18 protein-coding genes, 1 other RNA gene and 1 pseudogene are annotated in these 18,672 nt (G+C 62.8%); 10 read left to right on the forward strand and 10 right to left on the reverse strand.

What is annotated here, in order from left to right:
* Positions 1-42 precede the first annotated feature (42 nt).
* Genes modC through modA form a run of 3 tightly spaced genes read right to left on the reverse strand, consistent with a single transcriptional unit; the run spans position 43 to position 2,666 of the window.
* Positions 43-1,155 (reverse strand): molybdenum ABC transporter ATP-binding protein, encoded by a 1,113-nt coding sequence (gene modC, locus AC3EML_RS24395; RefSeq protein WP_023741674.1) that lies wholly within the window; start codon positions 1,153-1,155, stop codon positions 43-45.
* Positions 1,152-1,856, reverse strand: a complete 705-nt coding sequence (gene modB, locus AC3EML_RS24400) for a molybdate ABC transporter permease subunit (RefSeq protein ID WP_352522190.1) — start codon at positions 1,854-1,856, stop codon at positions 1,152-1,154. The genes modC and modB overlap by 4 nt, the downstream gene beginning before the upstream one ends.
* Positions 1,857-1,871: 15 nt before the next feature.
* Positions 1,872-2,666 (reverse strand): molybdate ABC transporter substrate-binding protein, encoded by a 795-nt coding sequence (modA, locus tag AC3EML_RS24405; RefSeq protein WP_352522197.1) that lies wholly within the window; start codon positions 2,664-2,666, stop codon positions 1,872-1,874.
* Between the two features lie 159 nt (positions 2,667-2,825).
* Here modA and AC3EML_RS24410 point away from each other — a divergent pair.
* A pseudogene (locus AC3EML_RS24410) lies at positions 2,826-3,023 on the forward strand (TOBE domain-containing protein).
* A 28-nt stretch (positions 3,024-3,051) separates the two neighbouring features.
* On the opposite strand, the gene AC3EML_RS24415 reads toward AC3EML_RS24410, so the two are convergent.
* Together AC3EML_RS24415 and AC3EML_RS24420 are read right to left on the reverse strand one after the other, a co-directional pair.
* The gene (locus tag AC3EML_RS24415) at positions 3,052-3,846 is read right to left on the reverse strand and encodes a thymidylate synthase (RefSeq protein WP_023688064.1); all 795 of its coding nucleotides are present in this window, start codon (positions 3,844-3,846) and stop codon (positions 3,052-3,054) included.
* A gap of 346 nt (positions 3,847-4,192) precedes the next feature.
* On the reverse strand, positions 4,193-4,504 hold the full coding sequence (locus tag AC3EML_RS24420; RefSeq protein ID WP_488505330.1) for a DUF2853 family protein: 312 nt from the start codon (positions 4,502-4,504) through the stop codon (positions 4,193-4,195).
* A 168-nt stretch (positions 4,505-4,672) separates the two neighbouring features.
* Here AC3EML_RS24420 and ssrA point away from each other — a divergent pair.
* Positions 4,673-5,031, forward strand: a transfer-messenger RNA (tmRNA) gene (gene ssrA, locus AC3EML_RS24425).
* 211 nt (positions 5,032-5,242) lie between these two features.
* Here ssrA and AC3EML_RS24430 read toward each other — a convergent pair.
* Positions 5,243-6,448: a multidrug effflux MFS transporter gene (locus AC3EML_RS24430; RefSeq protein ID WP_023682099.1), complete on the reverse strand. Its 1,206-nt coding sequence runs from the start codon at positions 6,446-6,448 to the stop codon at positions 5,243-5,245.
* A 187-nt stretch (positions 6,449-6,635) separates the two neighbouring features.
* Here AC3EML_RS24430 and AC3EML_RS24435 point away from each other — a divergent pair, with 187 nt between their 5' ends.
* The 4 genes from AC3EML_RS24435 to AC3EML_RS24450 all read left to right on the forward strand — a co-directional run bounded on the left by AC3EML_RS24435 (position 6,636) and on the right by AC3EML_RS24450 (position 8,443).
* Positions 6,636-7,319, forward strand: coding sequence for a TetR/AcrR family transcriptional regulator (locus tag AC3EML_RS24435; RefSeq protein ID WP_023690901.1), 684 nt, complete (start codon positions 6,636-6,638; stop codon positions 7,317-7,319).
* Between the two features lie 130 nt (positions 7,320-7,449).
* Positions 7,450-7,995 (forward strand): SspB family protein, encoded by a 546-nt coding sequence (locus tag AC3EML_RS24440; protein ID WP_023746898.1) that lies wholly within the window; start codon positions 7,450-7,452, stop codon positions 7,993-7,995.
* Positions 7,996-8,013: 18 nt separating this feature from the next.
* Positions 8,014-8,208, forward strand: coding sequence for a DUF4169 family protein (locus AC3EML_RS24445; protein ID WP_023667420.1), 195 nt, complete (start codon positions 8,014-8,016; stop codon positions 8,206-8,208).
* A gap of 13 nt (positions 8,209-8,221) precedes the next feature.
* A complete protein-coding gene (locus tag AC3EML_RS24450) occupies positions 8,222-8,443 on the forward strand; it encodes a ribbon-helix-helix domain-containing protein (protein WP_023668319.1) in 222 nt (73 codons plus the stop codon).
* Positions 8,444-8,450: 7 nt separating this feature from the next.
* Here the strand turns inward: AC3EML_RS24450 and AC3EML_RS24455 are convergent, their stop codons facing one another.
* The 3 genes from AC3EML_RS24455 to AC3EML_RS24465 all read right to left on the reverse strand — a co-directional run bounded on the left by AC3EML_RS24455 (position 8,451) and on the right by AC3EML_RS24465 (position 14,456).
* On the reverse strand, positions 8,451-12,389 hold the full coding sequence (locus AC3EML_RS24455; protein WP_352522191.1) for an AsmA family protein: 3,939 nt from the start codon (positions 12,387-12,389) through the stop codon (positions 8,451-8,453).
* 157 nt (positions 12,390-12,546) lie between these two features.
* On the reverse strand, positions 12,547-12,981 hold the full coding sequence (locus AC3EML_RS24460; protein ID WP_352522192.1) for a hypothetical protein: 435 nt from the start codon (positions 12,979-12,981) through the stop codon (positions 12,547-12,549).
* Positions 12,982-13,046: 65 nt separating this feature from the next.
* Positions 13,047-14,456 (reverse strand): FAD-binding oxidoreductase, encoded by a 1,410-nt coding sequence (locus AC3EML_RS24465; RefSeq protein ID WP_352522193.1) that lies wholly within the window; start codon positions 14,454-14,456, stop codon positions 13,047-13,049.
* Between the two features lie 102 nt (positions 14,457-14,558).
* Here AC3EML_RS24465 and AC3EML_RS24470 point away from each other — a divergent pair, with 102 nt between their 5' ends.
* From AC3EML_RS24470 to AC3EML_RS24485, 4 genes are all read left to right on the forward strand, one after another.
* Positions 14,559-15,044, forward strand: coding sequence for a thioesterase family protein (locus AC3EML_RS24470; protein ID WP_352522194.1), 486 nt, complete (start codon positions 14,559-14,561; stop codon positions 15,042-15,044).
* Positions 15,045-15,190: 146 nt separating this feature from the next.
* Complete coding sequence (locus AC3EML_RS24475; RefSeq protein WP_013531006.1) at positions 15,191-15,388, forward strand: hypothetical protein; 198 nt, start codon at positions 15,191-15,193, stop codon at positions 15,386-15,388.
* Between the two features lie 260 nt (positions 15,389-15,648).
* Positions 15,649-16,797, forward strand: coding sequence for a histidine kinase dimerization/phosphoacceptor domain -containing protein (locus AC3EML_RS24480; RefSeq protein WP_023667428.1), 1,149 nt, complete (start codon positions 15,649-15,651; stop codon positions 16,795-16,797).
* On the forward strand, positions 16,794-17,243 hold the full coding sequence (locus AC3EML_RS24485) for a response regulator (RefSeq protein ID WP_023668313.1): 450 nt from the start codon (positions 16,794-16,796) through the stop codon (positions 17,241-17,243). The genes AC3EML_RS24480 and AC3EML_RS24485 overlap by 4 nt, the downstream gene beginning before the upstream one ends.
* Positions 17,244-17,246: 3 nt before the next feature.
* Here AC3EML_RS24485 and AC3EML_RS24490 read toward each other — a convergent pair whose 3' ends face one another.
* Entirely contained in the window at positions 17,247-18,152 is a 906-nt protein-coding gene (locus AC3EML_RS24490) for a dienelactone hydrolase family protein (protein ID WP_352522195.1), read from the reverse strand.
* Positions 18,153-18,672 lie beyond the last annotated feature (520 nt).

Here is an 18,672-nt window from a genome sequence, read left to right on the forward strand (position 1 = left end):
CCTCTCGACCCATAGCGCTATTCCAAAACGATATAGCGGCTATCAGCCATCCGCTTCGGCCGGCAGCCCGGCGCCGGTGTTGGCACGGTCGAAACTGACCGTCTTGATCACCGCGAACACCTTGCCGCCGAGTTGAAGGTTCAGTACCTGCCTGGATTGTTCGGTGATGCGCGCAAGCACGGTTGCGCCATTGCAGTCGATGCCGATTTCGACCGTCGGCCCCTCGCCCGAGCCGATTGCGACGATGGCGCCCGGCAGGATGTTGAGCGCACTGAGACCTTTCGGCTGTTCGGTGGCGATCATCACGTCGCGGGCGCGGATTCGGATGCGCACAGGCGCGCCGACCGAGACCGCCAATTGCGGCACCCGGATTTCCCCCGCCGCCGAGCCGAGCACGGTCATCCCGAAGATCTCGTCATGGCGCAGCACCTTGGTGTCGAGAACCGCGCCGCCCTCGCCGCGTTCCTCCGCCGGCAGCAATTCGAGCCGTTGCATGATCGCGCCGGTCGGGCCTGAGGCAGCGACCTTGCCTTGCGCCATCACCACCACGTCGCTGGCCAGCCGCGCCACCTCGGCGACGGAGTGGCTGACATATACGATGGGCAGCTTGGTCTCGTCGCGCAGCCGCTCGATATAGGGCAGGATCTCGGCTTTGCGCGCATCGTCGAGCGAGGCCAGCGGCTCGTCCATCAACAGCAGTTTCGGGCTGGCAAGCAGCGCCCGGCCGATCGCCACGCGCTGCTTCTCGCCGCCCGAGAGCTTTGCCGGTCGCCGGTCGAGCAGAGGACCGATGCCGAGCAGTTCGACGACCGCGTCGACATCCGCATAGCGCTCCGCCGGTGGCGTGAACCAGCGGCCATAGCGCAGATTGCCGGCCACGCTCATATGCGGAAACAGCCGCGCGTCCTGGAACACCATGCCGATCCGGCGCTTGTGCTTCGGCACGAAAATGCCGGCATCGGTGTCGACCAGCACACAGCCGTCGACCGCGATACGGCCCTTGGTCGGCCGGATCAGGCCGGCGATCACGTTGATCAGCGTCGTCTTGCCGGAGCCCGATGGCCCGAACAGCGCCGTCAGCCGCCCGGCGCTTTCGAAACGCGCGTCGACGGCGAAACCGCCGAGCCGATGGCTGATGTCCACCAGCACGCTCATTCGATGTCCATCCGCCGGCCGACGCGCCGCGCCAGCACTTCCGAGGCGACCAATGCGGCCATCGAGATGACGATGGAGATCAGCGCCAGCCTGAGCGCCCCGTCATCGCCGCCAGGCACCTGCGTGAAGGTGTAGATCGCCGAAGGCAGCGTCTGCGTCTCGTTGGGAATGTTGGAGACGAAGGTGATGGTGGCGCCGAACTCGCCCATCGCCTTGGCGAAGGACAGGATCGAGCCGGCGATCAGCCCGGGCAGGATCAGCGGCAGCGTGATGGTGGCGAAGACCCAAATCGGGTTGGCGCCGAGCGTTCCCGCCGCTGCCTCCATTTTGCGGTCGACCGCCTCGATCGACAGCCGGATCGCCCGCACCATCAGGGGAAAGCCCATGATACCGCAGGCCAGTGCGGCGCCGGTCCAGCGAAACGAGAAGACGATGCCGAAATGCTCGGCCAGGAACGCTCCCGCCGGCCCGCGCCGGCCGAAGGTAAGCAGCAAGAGATAACCTGTCACCACCGGCGGCAGGATCAACGGCAGGTGAACCACACCGTTGAGCAGCGTCTTGCCCCAGAATTTTCCGCGGGCCAGCAAAAGCGCCATCAAGATGCCGGGCGGCAGGCTGAACAGCATCGCCACCGTCGCCACCTTGATCGACAGCCGGACCGCATTCCATTCGTCGGGAGTAAGGTCCAGCAGCCAGTTCATGCGTCAGCCGCTACCTTAATTGCTCGGCGTGAGCACGGTGAAACCCTGATCCCTAAACAGCTCCACCGCCTTGGCGGACTGCAGGCACTTCAGGAAAGCCGGGGTATCCTTGTCCTTCGAATCGGTGGTCTGGGCAACCGGATAGATGATCGGCGGGTGCGAAGCCTCCGGGAAGGTGCCGACCACCTTGACTCCCTTGTCGGCATGCGCGTCGGTGGCATAGACGATGCCGAGCGCGGCCTCGCCCGTTGAAACCAGCTTCAGCGCGGCGCGCACATTCTCGGCCTGCGCCACCTTGCCTTCGACCGACGACCAGACGCCGAGCGATTCAAGTGCCGCCTTGCCATACTTGCCGGCCGGCACCGCCTTGACGTCGCCCATGGCGAGCTTGCCGTCGCTGATCAGCTTGGCGAGGTCGAAGCCTTTCTCGATCCTGGTTTCGACCTTGGAATCCTTCGGCGCCACCAGCACGATCTGGTTGCCGAGCAGTTTCACCTCGGTGTCCGGCTTGGTCAGTTTCTTGTCGGAGAGATATTTCATCCAGTCGAGGTCGGCCGAGATGAACACATCGGCGGGCGCCCCGCTTTCGATCTGCTTGGCCAGCGCCGAGCTCGCGGCGTAGGAGACGGTCGCCGCTTCTCCGACATCGGCTTCGCAGGCCTTGGTGACGGCGTCGAGCCCGTCCTTGAGGCTGGCTGCGGCAAACACGATCACCTTGTCTCTCGCGTGAGCCGCCGGCATCACGGCCATCAGAGCTACGGCAAAGCCGCCAATCGCGATTGCCCTCATACCAAAACCTTTGTGCCCCAACATGAAAACTCTCCCTGGGCTTGAAATCTGCTGGCTCGACTCCTGCCGACCGATATATCTGGATGAATATAACAAGGGAAGGCCGCCTCCTGCGAAAGCGTATGTTCGGCATCGATTGTTCTGGTTTGGACGTGCACCGAAACCCGGAAAGGAACTCCGATGAAGATCAGCGCCCGCAACATCCTCAAGGGAACGATCGTCGAGATCGTCAAAGCACCTCGCCTGTCCGCGGTGATGTCGGCGGCTCCGTCTTCACGCTTCGATCACCAACGAGGCCGTTGCCGATCTCAAGCTCGAAAAAGGCAAGCAGCCTATGCCATGATCAAGGCAACCGACGTCATGGTCGACATCGATTGAGGGTCGGAATTGATTGACGGTGGACGGATCAGACCGCGATCGGCGCCTTGATCGACGCGTCGGCAAAATAGTTTTCCAGCCGGAAATCCTCGAAGCGGAAGGCGAACAGGTCCTTCACCTCCGGATTGATCCACAGCGTCGGCAGCGCCTTGGGTGTGCGCCGCAATTGCTCGCGCGCCTGCTCGAAATGGTTGGAATAGAGATGCGCATCGCCCAGCGTATGGACGAACTCGCCGGGCTTCAGCCCGGTCACCTGCGCCACCATCAGGGTCAGCAGCGCGTAGGAAGCGATGTTGAAGGGTACGCCGAGAAAAATGTCGGCCGAGCGCTGGTAGAGCTGGCAGGACAGCTTGCCGTCCGAGACGTAGAACTGGAACAGGCAGTGGCAGGGCGGCAGCGCCATCGCCTCCACTTCGGCCGGGTTCCACGCCGAAACGATCAGCCGGCGTGAATTCGGATTCCTGCGTATCTCCTTCAGAACATTGGCAATCTGGTCGATCGACCCGCCATGGCCATCCGGCCAAGAGCGCCACTGCTTGCCATAGACCGGGCCGAGATCGCCATTCTCGTCGGCCCATTCGTCCCAGATCGAAACGCCATGATCTCTAAGGTATTTGATGTTGGTGTCGCCGGCCAGGAACCACAGGAGTTCATGGATGATCGACTTCAGATGCAGCTTCTTGGTGGTGGTGACGGGAAAGCCGCGCGACAGGTCGAAGCGCATCTGGTACCCGAACACCCCACGCGTGCCGGTGCCCGTGCGGTCGCCACGGTCGGCGCCATTGTCCAGCACATGCTGCAAAAGGTCGAGATACTGGCGCATCGGCTTCGCCTCGATTCGGGGTTACCGCCATCATAACCGACTGGCCGCCGGCCGAACACAGCAAAAGGACCAGAACGCGGCTTGCCCATCACTCTTCAAGGGTTAGCGCTGCCCCTCACCTGCCTGCCGGCATCCTCTCCCCGTATAGGGACGGGGAGAGGGGCGCTGTGATCAGCGGTTTCGCCAATCACAAGCGTTCGAGAGAGAGAGAGAGAGCCAAGGCTGCGGTCAGCCATTTCTCCCCGTCACTATACGGGGAGAAATGCCCGGCAGGGCAATGAGGGGCGGTGCTGACCTCCGGTGAGGAGCAAAATCAAACGCGCGCTCTGCCTATCGGCAATAATCTCTACAAAGAGCCGAGCTTGCCCAGATCCTTGGCGACCAGATAGTAGAAAGTCACGCGGCTCTTGGAGCTGTCGGCGGCCAACGCCTTGCAGGTCTTCTCGATCGCTGAGTTGGCTTTCGCCCCGTCGGTCACGCCGAGTTTCTTGGCAACCCAGTTGGTCTTGACGCGCTCCAATTCCTTGGGGTCGGTGCAGGATACCAGCGAGGAATCGCGGTTGCGCAGCGCGATGCCCAGATGTTTCACAATCTTGGCAACCACATCGGCATTTGCGGCGGCGTCGTATTTCTTCACGTCTGCGAGATAATCGGCCATCAAATTTCCCCATGTCGGCGCCACGGGATCCGATCGATGAGGGCTGTGGCGCGCTGCCGCAACTTGTGCGCTCGGTCGATACTCCTCACCATCGCAAAGCTTCGGTTGAGACCGCGCGCGAGTCAACCCTCGGCGCCGCAGTTTGGTGCGGCCAAGAAGTGTCATTGCGGCCTTTCATTTTGTGCGCCCGCCCCCTATATTCGTTTTGTCGGCTTGACCGACTATGGCGATAAATGGGCGATGTAATAAGCCGTTCGGACCCGGGGGCGGTACCCGGCGCCTCCACCAAGAACCGCTCTGTGATCAGAGCGGCTGTTGCTGGGGGCGAAATAGGATCGACGAAGGTGTAAAGATCGTACTTTTGCCCGGCATGGTACCACCGTCATCGGGCTAAACCTGTAGTTGCAAATGACAACTATGCGGAAGCACGTCTCGCCGCGTAAGCGGTGCGATAGCTTCAAATCAAGCCCTAGAGGTTCGCACTTCTAGGCGGGGTTCGGAGGTACCTGGCAACAGAAACCTCCACTTCTCCCCTCCTCGATATCGTAGGCGCAATGCCGGCTGCCGCTGGCCGGATTTCGCATGACGATGGGCCGCGAAGCCTACACCAAATTGAGCCATGAGCTGGTGCAATTTGCCGCTGGCGTCGTCGAAGGCCGTGGTTCTGGCCGGGGCCGGATTACCCCAGACGTGAAAAAGGCCGGGATGACCCGGCCTTTCCGGTCGATTGCGGTCAGCTTACTCGGCCGGCGCTTCAACGGCTTCGCGCGAGCGGCCAAGCGTCAGTTTGGCCAGCGTGAACGAGATCACCGCGCAGAGCGTGATGCCGGCCACCATGGGCAGCGGGGTGCCGTCGAAGAAGATGCCGGCGACGCCCATCGCCAGCGCACCGATGGCGAAGTGCAGCGTGCCCATCAGCGCCGAGGCCGTGCCGGCGATCTCGCCATGCTCTTCCATGGCCAGCACCGACGTCGTCGGGATGACCAGGCCAAGGAAGCCGTAGCCGACGAACAGCAGTGCCGCCATAACATCGAGCCGGTCGACGCCGGTCGCCATGACTGCGAACAGCACAACCATCGTCGTGGCATAGCCGGTTACCGCCACCCAGACGACGCGCTTCAGCCCGAAGCGCTCCGACAGCATCCCCGTCAGTTGCGACATGCCGATGAAGGCCACCGCATTGATCGAGAAGAACACGCTGTAGACGGAAGGCGACAGCCCGTAATGGTCGATCAGGATGAAGGACGAACTCGAGAGGTAGACGAAGAAGCTGGCGATGCCGAAGCCGGCGATCGCCACCAGGCCGAGGAAATTGCGGTCACCCATGAGGAAGCGATAGCCGGCGAGTGCGGTTCCGAAGGAGGAACCGACGCGTTCTTCCGCCGGCCGCGTCTCCTTCAGCGAGGTCGCCAGCAGAATGGTGGCCAGCAGGGCCGCGCCCGTCACCGTCCAGAACACGGCGCGCCAGCCGAAATTCTCGATGATCTGGCTGCCGGTCAGCGGCGCCAGGATCGGCGACACCGAAAACACCAGCATCAGCAGCGACATCAGCTTGGCGGCTTCGGTGCCGGTGTGCAGGTCGCGCACGATGGCGCGCGGCACCGCCATGCCGGCGCTGGCGCCCAGTCCCTGCAGGAAGCGGAAGGCGATCAGCCATTCGATGGTCGGGCTCATGGCCGAACCGATACCGCCGACCATGAACAGCGCAAGGCCGCCGTAAAGCGGCAGCTTGCGGCCGACCATGTCGGAGATCGGTCCGACGACGATCTGGCCGAAGCCCATCGACAGGAAGAAGATCAAAAGGCTCATCTGAACGGCGGCGGTGCCGGCATGCAGATCCTCGCCGATCGAAGGCAACGCCGGCAGATACATGTCGATAGCGAAGGGGCCGATAGCGGACAACAGGCCGAGCACGACCGCGATGCGGAGGAATTTGGGACTCATGATAAAGGCTTCTTTCAAGTCTGGTTGGCGCCGCCAACGCGACGACTAACCCTAGGACGTTCCATCCCGTTGAAATCCGACGGCTCAGAGAGAGATTATTCGTCTCTACGGAGCGAATTCCCATTTATTGTGTCCACAAATTTAGACAGCCTTGTCTAATTCGTCAATCACCTCTATATAGATTTCTATGAAGCTTGCCGTTTCTCCTGACATTTTCCCGCCACGCGGCCACGAGGCCAAGCGTATGTCGATTATCGATGCGGCGGCTTCGGTCTTTTGCCGGGAAGGCTTTGCCGGCGCCAATATCGACCTGATCGCGGTGGAGGCGGGCGTTTCGCGCCAGACCATCTACAATCACCACCGCGACAAGGAAAGGCTCTTCATGGCTGTGGTGCGGGATCTGACGGAGCGCTGCAATGCCGGCATCTTCGCCACCTTCGCCTCTTTCCCAGACCAGCCGAAGGATCTGGAAGCCGACCTGATCGGCTTTGCCGTGCGCCTGAATCATAACTGCATCTGCAACCGCGACGGACGCTTCCTGCGCAAGCTGATCCAGACCGAAGGCGAGCGCTATCCCGAGCTCTTCGCAGAATGGCGCGACCAGGGGCCGGGCCGGACCTGGCCCGCACTTGCCGCCCGTTTTGCCCGCCTCGCCCATGCCGGCCATCTCGCGGTCGACGATCCCGATGTCGCCGCGCGCCAGTTCCTGGCCTTGGCAAATGCCGAACTGCAGACCACCTTCATGCTCGGCGGCATGCCGTCGGAAGATGAAGTGCTGCAATCCGCGACCCACGGCGTGCGCACATTCCTGCGCGCCTTCGGCAAGCGCAGATCAGCGGCAGCGGTGGAAAAACAGCTGGCCAGCGCCTGAACGTCAAAGCCGGCGATCAAATCGTCCGTTACGGGCTTCGCTTCGGCGCATCAGCGATCTATATCCGGTTTACGCCGCGCTCAAGCTTGATTACAGCTATGCGGACGATTTAACGGAACCCGACCAGCACATGGCCGACGACCACATCCGCTACGACATTCTGGCCCAGGAGGCGTTGCGCGGCGTCATGCGCAAGGTCCTGGCCGAAGTCGCGCGCACCGGCCTTCCCGGCAATCATCATTTCTTCATCACATTCCTGACCGGCGCGCCGGGCGTGCGGGTGTCCTCCAGGCTGCGCGAGCGCTATCCCGAACAGATGACCATCGTCATCCAGTTCCAGTATTGGGACCTCAAGGTGACCGATACCGGCTTCGAGGTCGGGCTGTCCTTCTCCGACGTGCCGGAGAAGCTGGAAATTCCGTTCTCGGCCGTACGCGGCTTCTACGACCCATCGGTCAATTTCGAACTCGAATTCGACGTCAAGACCGACGTCCCGGCGGAAGACGATGCAGCCGCCCAGCCGGCTGCCGAGCCTTTGACTATCGTCTCCGAGAAAAAGCCGAAGGCCGAGAAGAAGGCAGCTGCCACTGAGGCGGAGAAAAAGCCCGCCGTGGCCGATGCCGCCGCCGGCAAGGGCGCCGACGTCGTGTCGCTCGACGCCTTCCGCAAGAAGTAGCGGGACGGTCGGCGCGACATGGGCGAAATCGTCAACCTTCGCCAGGTCCGCAAGCAGAAGGCGCGCACCGAAAAGGAAAAGCTCGCCGGCGAGAACCGCGCTCTGCACGGCCGTTCCAAAGCCGAAAGAACTCGTGACCGTCTGACATCGGACAAGGCCGAAAAATTCGTCGCCGGCCACCGCCGCGAACGCCCGGAAGACCAGGGCGATTGATGGACCGCCTGCGGTGAGCCCGGTCGAAAAACGCTCCGTGACCATCCGCGGCCATCGCACCAGCTATTCCCTCGAAAAACCCTTTTATGACGATCTCGTCGCCATCGCCGCCGCGCGCAAGCTGACGCTTGCTGCCCTAGTCGCGGAGATCGACGAGACAAGACCGCGCGATGCGAACCTGTCCTCGGCGCTCAGGCTGCATGTGCTGGACTGGGCCAAGCGCGGCGCTGTCTGAATGGTTTTTAATTGCCCAGCGACTTCAGCAAATTGTCGACCGAGAACGGATTTGTCCTGGGCTTCGGCGGCGCCGGGGCCGAACCGTCATTGACGCCGGGAAGTGAGCGGTCGACCTTCGGCGCCTGCTCCTGAGCCTTGCGCTCGGCCTCCAGCCTGGCTTTTTCCTGCGAAGCGATCCGAGCCTGTTCGGCCTTCTTCCGTTCGTCCTCGGCCTTGGCGGCGTCTTCGGCAGCCTGCTCTTCCGCCTGGGCTTTCGCGTCCGCATCTGCCTTGGCCTTTGCGTCAGCCTCTGCCTGCGCTTTCGCATCGGCATCGGCCTTTGCTTCGGCATCCGCCTTGGCCTTGGCATCCGCTTCGGCCTGTGCCTTTGCGTCGGCCTGCACTTTCGCCTTGGCGTCGGCCTCGGCTTTGAGCCGTGCCGCTTCCTCCTGCTTGCGCAATTCCTCGGCGGCGTTGTCGCGCTCGGTCTGCAGGGCGGCGTAATAGCGCACCTCGCGCCGCAGCCGCTGCTTCTCGAGCAGTGCGGCCTGCATCGCCTCGACCCGCTGCTGCTCCTTTTCCAGCGCGCGCTGGGTCAAAAATTGCGCCAGCGGCTCGCTGTCGAACTGCTTTTTCAGCGCCCCGAACGGCCCATCGACGCTGAAATTGACCGTCGGATCGGAGCCGACCAGCGCCTCGTCGCCAGGCTTGTAGGTGACCGCGCCCTTGGTGGCGACGGTGCCGGTGTTGAGGTCGGCCGTGATGTCGGCAGACAGCGTCGCCGCCTGGTTTTCGAATTTGATCGGTGGTGCCCGCAACGTGCCGCCGGCGACCGTGAAGGCGATGTCGGCATCGCCGGCAGCAAAGCTGCCGTCGCCAGCGATCTCAGGTGCAAAGCCCGCAGTCTTGGCCACGTCGATGTCGCGCCCGATCGCATCGGCCTTGGCAATCAACGCGCCGAAGGCATCGGGATTGACGCCGGCAATGGTGAGGCCTTTCAGCGCCGCCGTGCCCGAGCCGGAGAGTGCGGCAATCATCGCGTCGACCGATTTGCCGCTGGTCGACAGCCCTGTCGAGAAGTCGCCGCTGCCACTCAAGCCGGCAGCCGGCAGCACAGTCGCCAGGTCGGCGCCGGCAAGCCTCATCTGGCCGGAGAACAGCCCCGTGCCGTCCGTGTTCTTCAACTCGAACAATCCGGTGAGCGCGCCGCCGAGCAGTTTTGCCTTCAGGTCCGAAACGCGGATGCCTTCCTGGTCCAGTTTCAACGACAGCGACGCGTCATAGGCTGTCGCCAGCGGTCCGGCGGCAAGCGTCGCCGTCGCCAGGTCGAGATCGGCGCTGAACGGCAGGCTGGATTTCTGGCTGAATGGCGCCGTCGGCCAGTTCGCGTTGCTGCTGAGGAACGACTGGTCACCGAACAGCGCAACCGCAATCGGGTCGAGGTCCAGTTCGTCGAGCGCCAGCGCACCGGCAAAATGCGGCAGCCCCTGCTTCGCATCGATGTTGACGTCGCCCGAAATCTCCGACTCGTTGATGGATCCGCTGAGGCCGCTCAACACCAGCAGGCCGTTGCCGAAATCGGCATCCGCGCTGAGCGAGGTCGAGGTGCCCGTTCCCATACCCGGCAGGCCGGCGCCGGTCGTCATCAGCCAGGGCTCGATGTCGGAAGCGTCGAGGCCGATCTTGCCCTTGGCGGTGGCGCCTTGCGGTGTCTGAGCAACGGTGCCGTCGAACGTCGCCTTGAAGTCATCGGCGGCGAAATTGAAGCTCGTCGCCAGGCCGCCGCCGAGCGTGCCTTTGGCCGAAATATCGGTGCTTGCCTGGCCGAGCATGCCGAGCGGCAGCGCCGGCAGGCCGTAGAGCGCCAGCAGCACGGTGGCGTCGGGATTTTTGGCGTTGAAGGTCAGCGTCACCGGCGCGTCGAGCAACTGGCCGACGGCACCCTTGCCCGACAGCGACGCCGAAAAGGCCGAACCGCCGGCCTTGCCTTGTCCGCTCACCGCCAGCCCGGTCGTGCCGTCGCCATTGTCGGCGGCGCTCGCCACCAGATCGACGCGCGCGTCCTGGAACAGTTCAGGATAGGCGGCCGTGCGGCCAGCCAGTCCCTTCAGCATCAGATTGTCGGGATAGTGTTGCGCGGCAATGTCGATCAGCGGCTTCAGATCGACGGCGACCACCGAGGCATCGAGCTTGCCGGTCGGGCTTGCCGGAAAATCCTTGATCCGGCCGGTGGCGCTGATCGAGGCGCCGGCAAGGCCGCCAATCGACAGCCGGTCGATTTCGAGCAGCCCGTCGCGGAGCCGGAGCGCGGTATCGACCGTGTCGGCGGTGAGCCCGCCGGCATTGACCGGCCCTGCCTTGATCTGAAAATCGAGGTCACGGTCGGAAAAGCGGTTGGCGCCCTTGTCGCTGACGAAGATCGAGGCGAAGGCCGTCAGCCCGTCGACATCGAGTTCGCCGCCCTCGAGCCGCATCAGCACCGAGGACTTGGCGTCGTCGGGCTGGTTGGAATCGATGCGGCCGGTGAACTTCGACTTGCCGAGGATCAGTTCGAGATCGCTGAACGCCTGGCGCTTCTCCGACAGGTCCACCTTGGCCTTGAAGCCGGCGGCCGGCAGCCGGCGGATCGCCTCGTCGACATCTTTCGACAACCAGGCAGCAAAGCCGGAAGGCTGCGCCACCGCCAGCAGCATGGAGCCGCTGAAACGGAAATGATCTTCGACGCTGAGCATGCCGCTGGCTTCCAGCGTCGTGCGCCCGGGCAAGGTCGCGGCCAGCGATTTCACCGACCAGCCGCCCTCGACCGGCTCGGCCGAGAGATGCACGTCGCGCACCGTGGTGTCGCCAGCCACCACCGCCGGCAGCTTGACCTCGACAGTGCCGGGGATGCTCGGCTTCGGCAGGACGAGCAGCGCCTGCTCGATTCCGGCAATGCGCTGGTCCAGCGTCAGGCCGGCGCCCTTCTCAGCGCCCACCGCCTCGTCCAGTTGCACCTGCGCGCCATTGGCCTCGATGGCGAAGTTCGGCCTAAGGCCGAGATCGACCGAAGCCTTGCCGTCGGCTGTGTAGGGATTGTCGAGCGGCCCGGTCTCGAAGCGGAATTCGTCGACGCCAAGCTTCTGGTGGTCGAGCGAGAACTTGCCGTTCAGCCTGAACCCCGGATCGGGTTTGCCGGCTCTGATTTTGACGCTCTCGCCATCGCCGCCGCGCAGTTCGGCGCTGTTTTTGTCGTTGCCGGAAATCTTGAACTGGCCGGAATAGACGGCAGCCCCATTGACGATGCCGGCATTGCCGTCGGTTTCGATGACCAGTGGATAGGCATCGGGATCGACCTTGAGCCTCAGCCGCATCTGGCCGCTGCCTTCGGCCTTGCCGGTCGAAGCCGCAACCGTCGAACGCAGTCCGTCGAGCAGCAACGTTCCGTCCATGCGCCACGGCCCGGCCAGCGACTTGGCAGAGATGGTCGAATTGATCTCGGAAATCAGATGGCTGCGCCCGCCTGCGGCATGGCGGAGCGCAATTTCTCCCTCCGTCACCGTGAGCTTCTCGATCGAGATCTGGTTGAGATCGAAGGGCGAGGACGGCCGTATCGCCCAGTCGACCGTGCCGTTATCGGCGATGTCGATCGTCGCCTTCGGATGCACCAGCCGCATGTCGAAAATCAGCACTTCGCCGCGCAGGAACGGCGCCAGTTCCGCGTCCATCGAAAAGGTCTCGACGGTCATTGCCGGCTGGCCGCCGGGGCCGCCGGCGACCGTGACGTTTGAGAAGGTCACCGAGGGGAACGGCAACAGGCGCGCCGTGGCGTCGCCTTGCACCGTCACCTTGCGGCCGAGAATGGCGCTCGCCTCGCGCTCGAATTGGGCGCGGTACCCGGTCCAGTCGACAAAATACGGCACCACCAGCGCCGCAACCAGCACCAGCACAAACAAGCCACCGAAGATCACGAACAGGCGTGCGAGCATCAGCTCCGAACGGGTTGATTGAAAGTCAGCCGCACTCTACCCGCATCAGCGTGTCGATAAAGAGGCAATTCATCCAGAGTTGCTTGATCTCTGATGTATCTGGAAGAGCAGAGATTTTTGGACGCCTGTGACTGCGTGCCGGCGGACATGCAACAGACTAACCCGCCACCGCCCGTCGGCGATATTCGTTCAGCAGCACTACCATCTCTTCGGGCGACAATGTCCAGCCCTGCGGTAATGCGGCTTCGGCGCCGAGGCTTTTGGTCACGCTGCCCATGACGGAGCTTTTCTTGACCCCCGGTGCGAAATTGTACCCGATCATATCGCCGATTCTGCGCCGGCGGTGGACGACGAAGAAGCTTTCGATATCCTTCCAGGGGACCAGCTTGGGCGATCGAACAAGGCCTCCGCCGAGACTGAAACCTTGTCCGTTCAGCACCAGAATCTGCGGCCGCACAAGCTGCCAGGCAAACACCAACGCGACCAGCCCGAAAAAGGCCACGCACCACCAAAGGCCGGCGGTGTCGCCGTCCTCGGAGACATAAATCAGGAAAGCGCAGGCCAGGACAAAGAAGAGGCTGGCCGACAGCAATAACAGTGTCTTGCCAAGCGATGCCCTTATAATCAGGGTATCCATTGCCGCTCCTCACATTTCGGCTATGCAGGTAATATCTTGCCTGGGTTCATGATGTCTTGCGGGTCGAGCGCTTTTTTTATGGAGCGCATGATGTCGACACCATGGCCGAGCTCATGGCGCAGGAAGCCGATCTTGCCCTGGCCGATGCCGTGTTCGCCGGTGCAGGTGCCGTCCATGGCGATCGCCCGCATGTTCAGCCGCGAGACGAATTTCTCCGCCAGCGCGATCTCTTTGGGGTCGTTGACATTCATCAGCACCAGCACATGGAAATTGCCGTCGCCGGCATGGCCGACGATCGGCGCAACCAGGCCCATCTCGGCAATGTCGGCCTCGGTTGCGGCAACGCATTCGGCCAGCCGCGAGATCGGCACGCAGACATCGGTCGACAGGCCCTTGGTGCCCGGCCGCAGCGTCAGCGACGCCCAATAAGCATCGTGCCTGGCCTTCCAGAGTTTCGTGCGCTCCTCGGCGACGCTCGTCCACAGGAATGGCCCGCCGCCATTGTCTTCAGCAATGGCACCGAAGGTTTCGGCCTGTTCGGCGACACCGGCATCGCTGCCGTGGAACTCGACGAACAGGCACGGGCTCTCGGGGTAATCGAGCTTCGAGTAATTCTTCATCGCCCGCATCTGCAGTCCATTCACCAGTTCGATGCGCGCCACCGGAATGCCCATCTGGATGGTCGCGATGACCGCGTTGCAGGCCGCCTCGAGGTTTGGAAACGGGCAGACGCCGCCGGAGATCGCCTGCGGAATGCCTTGCAGCTTCAAGGTCAGCGAGGTGATGATGCCGAGCGTGCCTTCCGAGCCGACCAGAAGCCGCGTCAGATCGTAGCCGGCCGAACTCTTTTTCGCCCGCTTGCCGGTCGTCACCGTCTCGCCATCGGCCATGACGGCCGTCAGCGACAGCACGTTTTCACGCATCGTGCCGTAGCGCACCGCATTGGTGCCGGAGGCCCGCGTTGCCGCCATGCCGCCGAGCGAAGCATTGGCGCCGGGATCGATGGGGAAGAACAGGCCGGTATCGCGCAGGTGCCGATTCAAATCCTCGCGCGTTACGCCAGGCTCGACCGTGCAGTCGAGATCCTCGGGGTTGACCGACAGGATGCGGTTCATGCGCGAGGTGTCGACCGAGATGCCGCCACCCGGCGCGTTGGTGTGGCCCTCCAGCGAGGAACCGACGCCGAAGGCGATGACCGGCACGCGGTGCGCGGCGCAGGCACGTACGATCTCCTGCACCTCTTCTGTCGTCTCCGGGAACGCGACACCGTCAGGCGCCTGCGTCGGAATATAGGTGGTGGTATGCGCATGCTGCGAGCGGATCGCCGCGCCTGTCTGGAAGCGTTCGCCGAGCTGCTGCTTGAGAATGCCGAGCACGGCGGCGATGCCTTCCTCGTTGCGTTCGACCGGATTGAGGTCGCTCAGAGCCATGAATTCCTCCGCGAATGGACCAGCGTCCACGCTTGTTATGCGATTATGGATGCGTAGTCTCGACTGCCGCGCTCTGTCCAGCACCAGAACAAGGAAGTTTCCATGCCCATCCCTGCCCCCTTCGTTTCCAAACCGATGGACATCGAGAAGGACTGGATCGACTACAACGGCCATCTCAACATGGCCTATTACAACGTGTTGTTCGACCGCTGCTCGGATGAGGCGTTCGAGGCGATGGGCATGGGGCTGGACTATGTCGAAGAGCGGCGCCTGACCATCTACACGGCCGAAGTCCATGTTTGCTATGTCCAGGAACTGCACCTCGAACACAAGGTCGTCGTATCCTTCCAGCTGATCGATCACGACGACAAGCGGCTGCGGGCCTACCAGGAAATCCGCCATGTCGATGGCTGGCTCGCCGCCACTTCCGAAACCCTGTCGCTGCATGTCGACATGTCCGGGCCGAAAGTCGCGCCCTTCCCCGCCGATGTGCAGGCCAAGGTGGAAGCCATGCGCGCCGCCCATTCTGCACTGCCGATGCCCGAGCGGGCCGGCCGTTCGATCGGTATTCGTCGCAGGACCGCTTGAAGCGCTGCCGCGCCCGCGTTAACCTTACCAAGGTTTTAACGTGAACAAGCCATTTGAGCCATTGAACGACTCAGCGGACCGTTTGAGAACGGTGCCATGCGAGTTGCGATGCGGGCGGCGGGCAACAGGCGGTTCGAGGAACGTGCATGAAAACCGACATCAAGGTCGAGGTGGACAGGCTGGCTGCCGATCCGCGCATCACCGACTATGATTTCTGGCGCTCGTTGAAGAACGTCAACAACGAGATCTTCCACATCGCCAACAACAACGAGCCTATCCCCTTCGACATGATCCGCTGGCGCGCCATCCTGAAGCAGGCGCGCATGAAGCGTGGCCACGCCTGATGTTTCCGCTGTTCTGAGAAAGCCGCCACCGGCGAGCGCCGCCACGGACCATTGCGACCTGATCATTTCTATAGGTCGGCGCCAGCCCTGCTTTCAGCGAATCGGCTACATCCGACAACCTTCAAAAACCGTTCATTTCGACAGTTTGCGCAACCGGCGATTCGGTTTCGCAAACGGCTGCCTGCGACAAGAAGATCAAGATTGAACCAATTCCACGTCTAAGCCGTTGTGACCCCTGAAAAACGGCTTGGAGTGAAAGCATGGACTGGAAAAGGACCAGGGAACCGGCCGACGCATGGCACATGACGGACAATCTGCATGCCGAGCACGGCAAGGGCGATCCGTTCGCGGCCGCCATCCGCGCCACCCGCATGTCGATGGTCATCACCGATCCCCGTCAGGCGGACAATCCGATCGTCTTTGCCAATGACGCGTTCCTGCGCCTGACCGGCTACGAGCGCGACGAGGTCATGGGCAAGAACTGCCGCTTCCTGCAGGGGCCAGAGACAGACAAGGCAGCTGTGGCTAGCGTGCGCGACGCGATAGCAGCGGGAACCGATATCGCCATCGATCTGTTGAACTACCGTAAGGACGGCTCGACATTCTGGAATGCGCTCTACATCAGCCCGGTTTCCAACGACAAAGGCGAACTCCTGTTCTTCTTTGCCTCACAGCTCGATGTCTCCGATCGCAAGCGCTCCGAGGATCGCATCACCGCCGACAAGAACCGCTTTGAAAAGGCTGTCAAGGAACGCACGCGCGAGCTTGAGGCCGCCCTTGAGGCGCAGACCACGCTGCTGCACGAGGTCGACCATCGGGTGAAAAACAACCTGCAGATGATCTCCTCGCTGATCATCATGCAAAGCCGGGCAATCAAGGATGAAGCGACAAAGCGATCGCTGACCACCATGCTGGAGCGCATCGAGGCGCTGAGCACGGTGCATCGCCGTCTCTACCAGTCAAAGGATGTCAGCCGCTTCGATGTCTCGGATTTCGCCAGGGATCTGGTCACCGACCTGCTGACCGCATCCGGACGCGCCGAGATCAAGCCGACGCTGGACCTCGAACCCATCGTCATTCCGGCCGAAAAAGCCACGCCTGTTGCCTTGATGGTGAATGAGCTTGTTACCAACGCGCTGAAGCACGCCTTCAAGGCAAAGCCGGACGGCACCACCGCGGGGCGCATCGGCATCAAGATGAGCCAGCCCGACGGCCACTTCAACATCGAGGTTTCCGATGACGGCGTCGGCATGGCCGAGGCCAGTGGCGATGCTTCCTTCGGCATGCGGCTGATCAAGTCGCTTGCCCGTCAGTTGCATGCCGACATCGAATGGCGCGACGCCGGCCCGGGCACAAAGGTCGTCATCTCGATGCCGAACGAACCGCAGCAGAAAGGGAAGCTGTCATGAACGAACCGCTCAAGGTCCTGATCGTCGAGGATGAGGCGTTGCTGGCGATGGAACTGGAAAGCCTCGTCGAGGAAGCCGGCCACAGCGTTGTGGGTTGGGCGACATCGTTGGCCGAAGCAAGAGGTATGATTGATACCGCCGATGCCGATATTGCCTTTGTCGATATCCACCTCGCCGACGGACCAACCGGGGTCGAGGTTGCCGAGCATATCCGCGAGGGTAACCGTTCCATGGTGGTGTTCATGACCGCCAATCCAAAACGCATCCCCGACCATTTCGCCGGCGCGATCGGTGTCATCGCCAAGCCCTACACGATGAACGGACTGGTGTCGGCGTTGCGCTATCTGCAGGAGGGCGTGCGGCGTCCGCCCCCGGTCTCGGTGCTGCCGGCCGGCTTTACGCTGTCGCCGGCCTATGAGAGCGTATGGGCGTCGTCCGCGGCCTGAAGCCTACGCCAGCTTCTCCTTGAGGAAAGCGATCGTCCTGCCCCAGGCGAGATCGGCTGCCTTCTTGTCGTAGCGCGCGGCCGAGGTGTCGTTGTTGAAGGCATGGTTGACGCCGTCATAGACATAGAGCGTGTATTCGACATGGGCGGCGTCGAGCGCCTTCTTGTAGGCTTCGATGCCGGCGTCGATGCGCTCGTCCAGGCCGGCATAGTGCAGCAACAGCGCCGCCTTGATCTTCGCCACATCCTCGGCCTTCGGCTGCATGCCGTAGTAGGCGACGCCGGCGGCGAGATCGGGCGCGTTGACCGCCAGATTGTTGACCGTGCCGCCGCCCCAGCAGAAGCCGACAGCACCGACCTTGCCGTTGCCGTCCTTCTCGCCCTTGAGATAGGCGATGGTCGCCACACCATCGGCGGTGACCTGGCTGGCGTCGAGCTTGGTGAACATGTCGCGCGCCTTGTCCTCGTCGGCGGGCGTGCCGCCGAGCGGCGACAGGAAATCCGGCGCCAGCGCCACGAACCCCTCCAGCGCAACGCGCCGCGCCACATCCTTGATATGCGGGTTGAGCCCCCTGTTCTCATGCACCACGATGACGGTGCCGAGCTTGCCGGACTGGTCCGCCGGCCTGACCAGATAGCCCTTCATCTCACCGCTGCTGCCGGAATAGGTGATATCTTCAGCCTTCACGCGCGGATCGTTGTCGGCGACGATTGCCGCCTGCGCCGAATTCGCCGCAAGCAGCGGCGCGATCGCGGCCGCCGCCGCGCCCGATCCGGCAAGCCTGGTCAGCTGTTCCATGAAGCGGCGGCGGTCGAGCGTCAGATGCGTGTATTCGTCATAGGCATCGATCATCGCCTGGGTGATGGCAGGTTTGGCAGGTTTGACGGCTTCGGCGGTGGGTTTCGTCATGGCGTGCTCCTCGTTAGGAGATGATCTCACGGTCACTCCGGGATGATCTCACGGTCACTCCGGGATGACCTCGCGGTCACTCCGGGATGACTCGCGGATCAAGATAGGGTGCAAGCTCGCACGGTCCAGTCTCGGACGGGTGACGCTTGCGCCATCGAACGATGCGGCCGCCCCGCCGAACGCGCCCATCACATTTTGGTCATTTCAGAGAATGTCGATGGTGCCGCCACAATATGGAAGGAAGCTGATGATGGTCTCGCCCGTAGCGGCGAGCCCGACGAGAAGGAACAACGCCATGACCTTGTCTACTCCGATCCTTGCAAGCGCGCTCGTGCTTGCTGTTGCTGCCTTGCTGGCAATGCGCTCCGCTGCTGCCGCAGCCGCCGCTCGGATGGTGAAGGTCCGCGTCGACCGGCGTCGGCCGTCACCACGCTGATCCAGCAGGCCGAAACAGGGCCGCAGCTAACCAATGAAGTACTGGGCTCCGTGCCCAGTCTCAAAGGCCATCTCTTACGCAAGC

It is taken from the genome of Mesorhizobium sp. P170090, assembly GCF_057786115.1.

Coding starts and splice junctions, on each gene's coding strand:
- AC3EML_RS24415 (WP_023688064.1), bottom strand. CDS start 3,846: ATGCGCCAGTATCTCGACCTTTTGCAGCATGTGCTGGACAATGGCGCC.
- AC3EML_RS24480 (WP_023667428.1), top strand. CDS start 15,649: ATGGACTGGAAAAGGACCAGGGAACCGGCCGACGCATGGCACATGACG.
- AC3EML_RS24465 (WP_352522193.1), bottom strand. CDS start 14,456: ATGGCTCTGAGCGACCTCAATCCGGTCGAACGCAACGAGGAAGGCATC.
- AC3EML_RS24455 (WP_352522191.1), bottom strand. CDS start 12,389: ATGCTCGCACGCCTGTTCGTGATCTTCGGTGGCTTGTTTGTGCTGGTG.
- AC3EML_RS24420 (WP_488505330.1), bottom strand. CDS start 4,504: ATGGCCGATTATCTCGCAGACGTGAAGAAATACGACGCCGCCGCAAAT.
- AC3EML_RS24430 (WP_023682099.1), bottom strand. CDS start 6,448: ATGAGTCCCAAATTCCTCCGCATCGCGGTCGTGCTCGGCCTGTTGTCC.
- AC3EML_RS24445 (WP_023667420.1), top strand. CDS start 8,014: ATGGGCGAAATCGTCAACCTTCGCCAGGTCCGCAAGCAGAAGGCGCGC.
- modB (WP_352522190.1), bottom strand. CDS start 1,856: ATGAACTGGCTGCTGGACCTTACTCCCGACGAATGGAATGCGGTCCGG.
- AC3EML_RS24490 (WP_352522195.1), bottom strand. CDS start 18,152: ATGACGAAACCCACCGCCGAAGCCGTCAAACCTGCCAAACCTGCCATC.
- modC (WP_023741674.1), bottom strand. CDS start 1,155: ATGAGCGTGCTGGTGGACATCAGCCATCGGCTCGGCGGTTTCGCCGTC.
- AC3EML_RS24470 (WP_352522194.1), top strand. CDS start 14,559: ATGCCCATCCCTGCCCCCTTCGTTTCCAAACCGATGGACATCGAGAAG.
- AC3EML_RS24475 (WP_013531006.1), top strand. CDS start 15,191: ATGAAAACCGACATCAAGGTCGAGGTGGACAGGCTGGCTGCCGATCCG.
- AC3EML_RS24485 (WP_023668313.1), top strand. CDS start 16,794: ATGAACGAACCGCTCAAGGTCCTGATCGTCGAGGATGAGGCGTTGCTG.
- AC3EML_RS24440 (WP_023746898.1), top strand. CDS start 7,450: ATGGCCGACGACCACATCCGCTACGACATTCTGGCCCAGGAGGCGTTG.
- AC3EML_RS24435 (WP_023690901.1), top strand. CDS start 6,636: ATGAAGCTTGCCGTTTCTCCTGACATTTTCCCGCCACGCGGCCACGAG.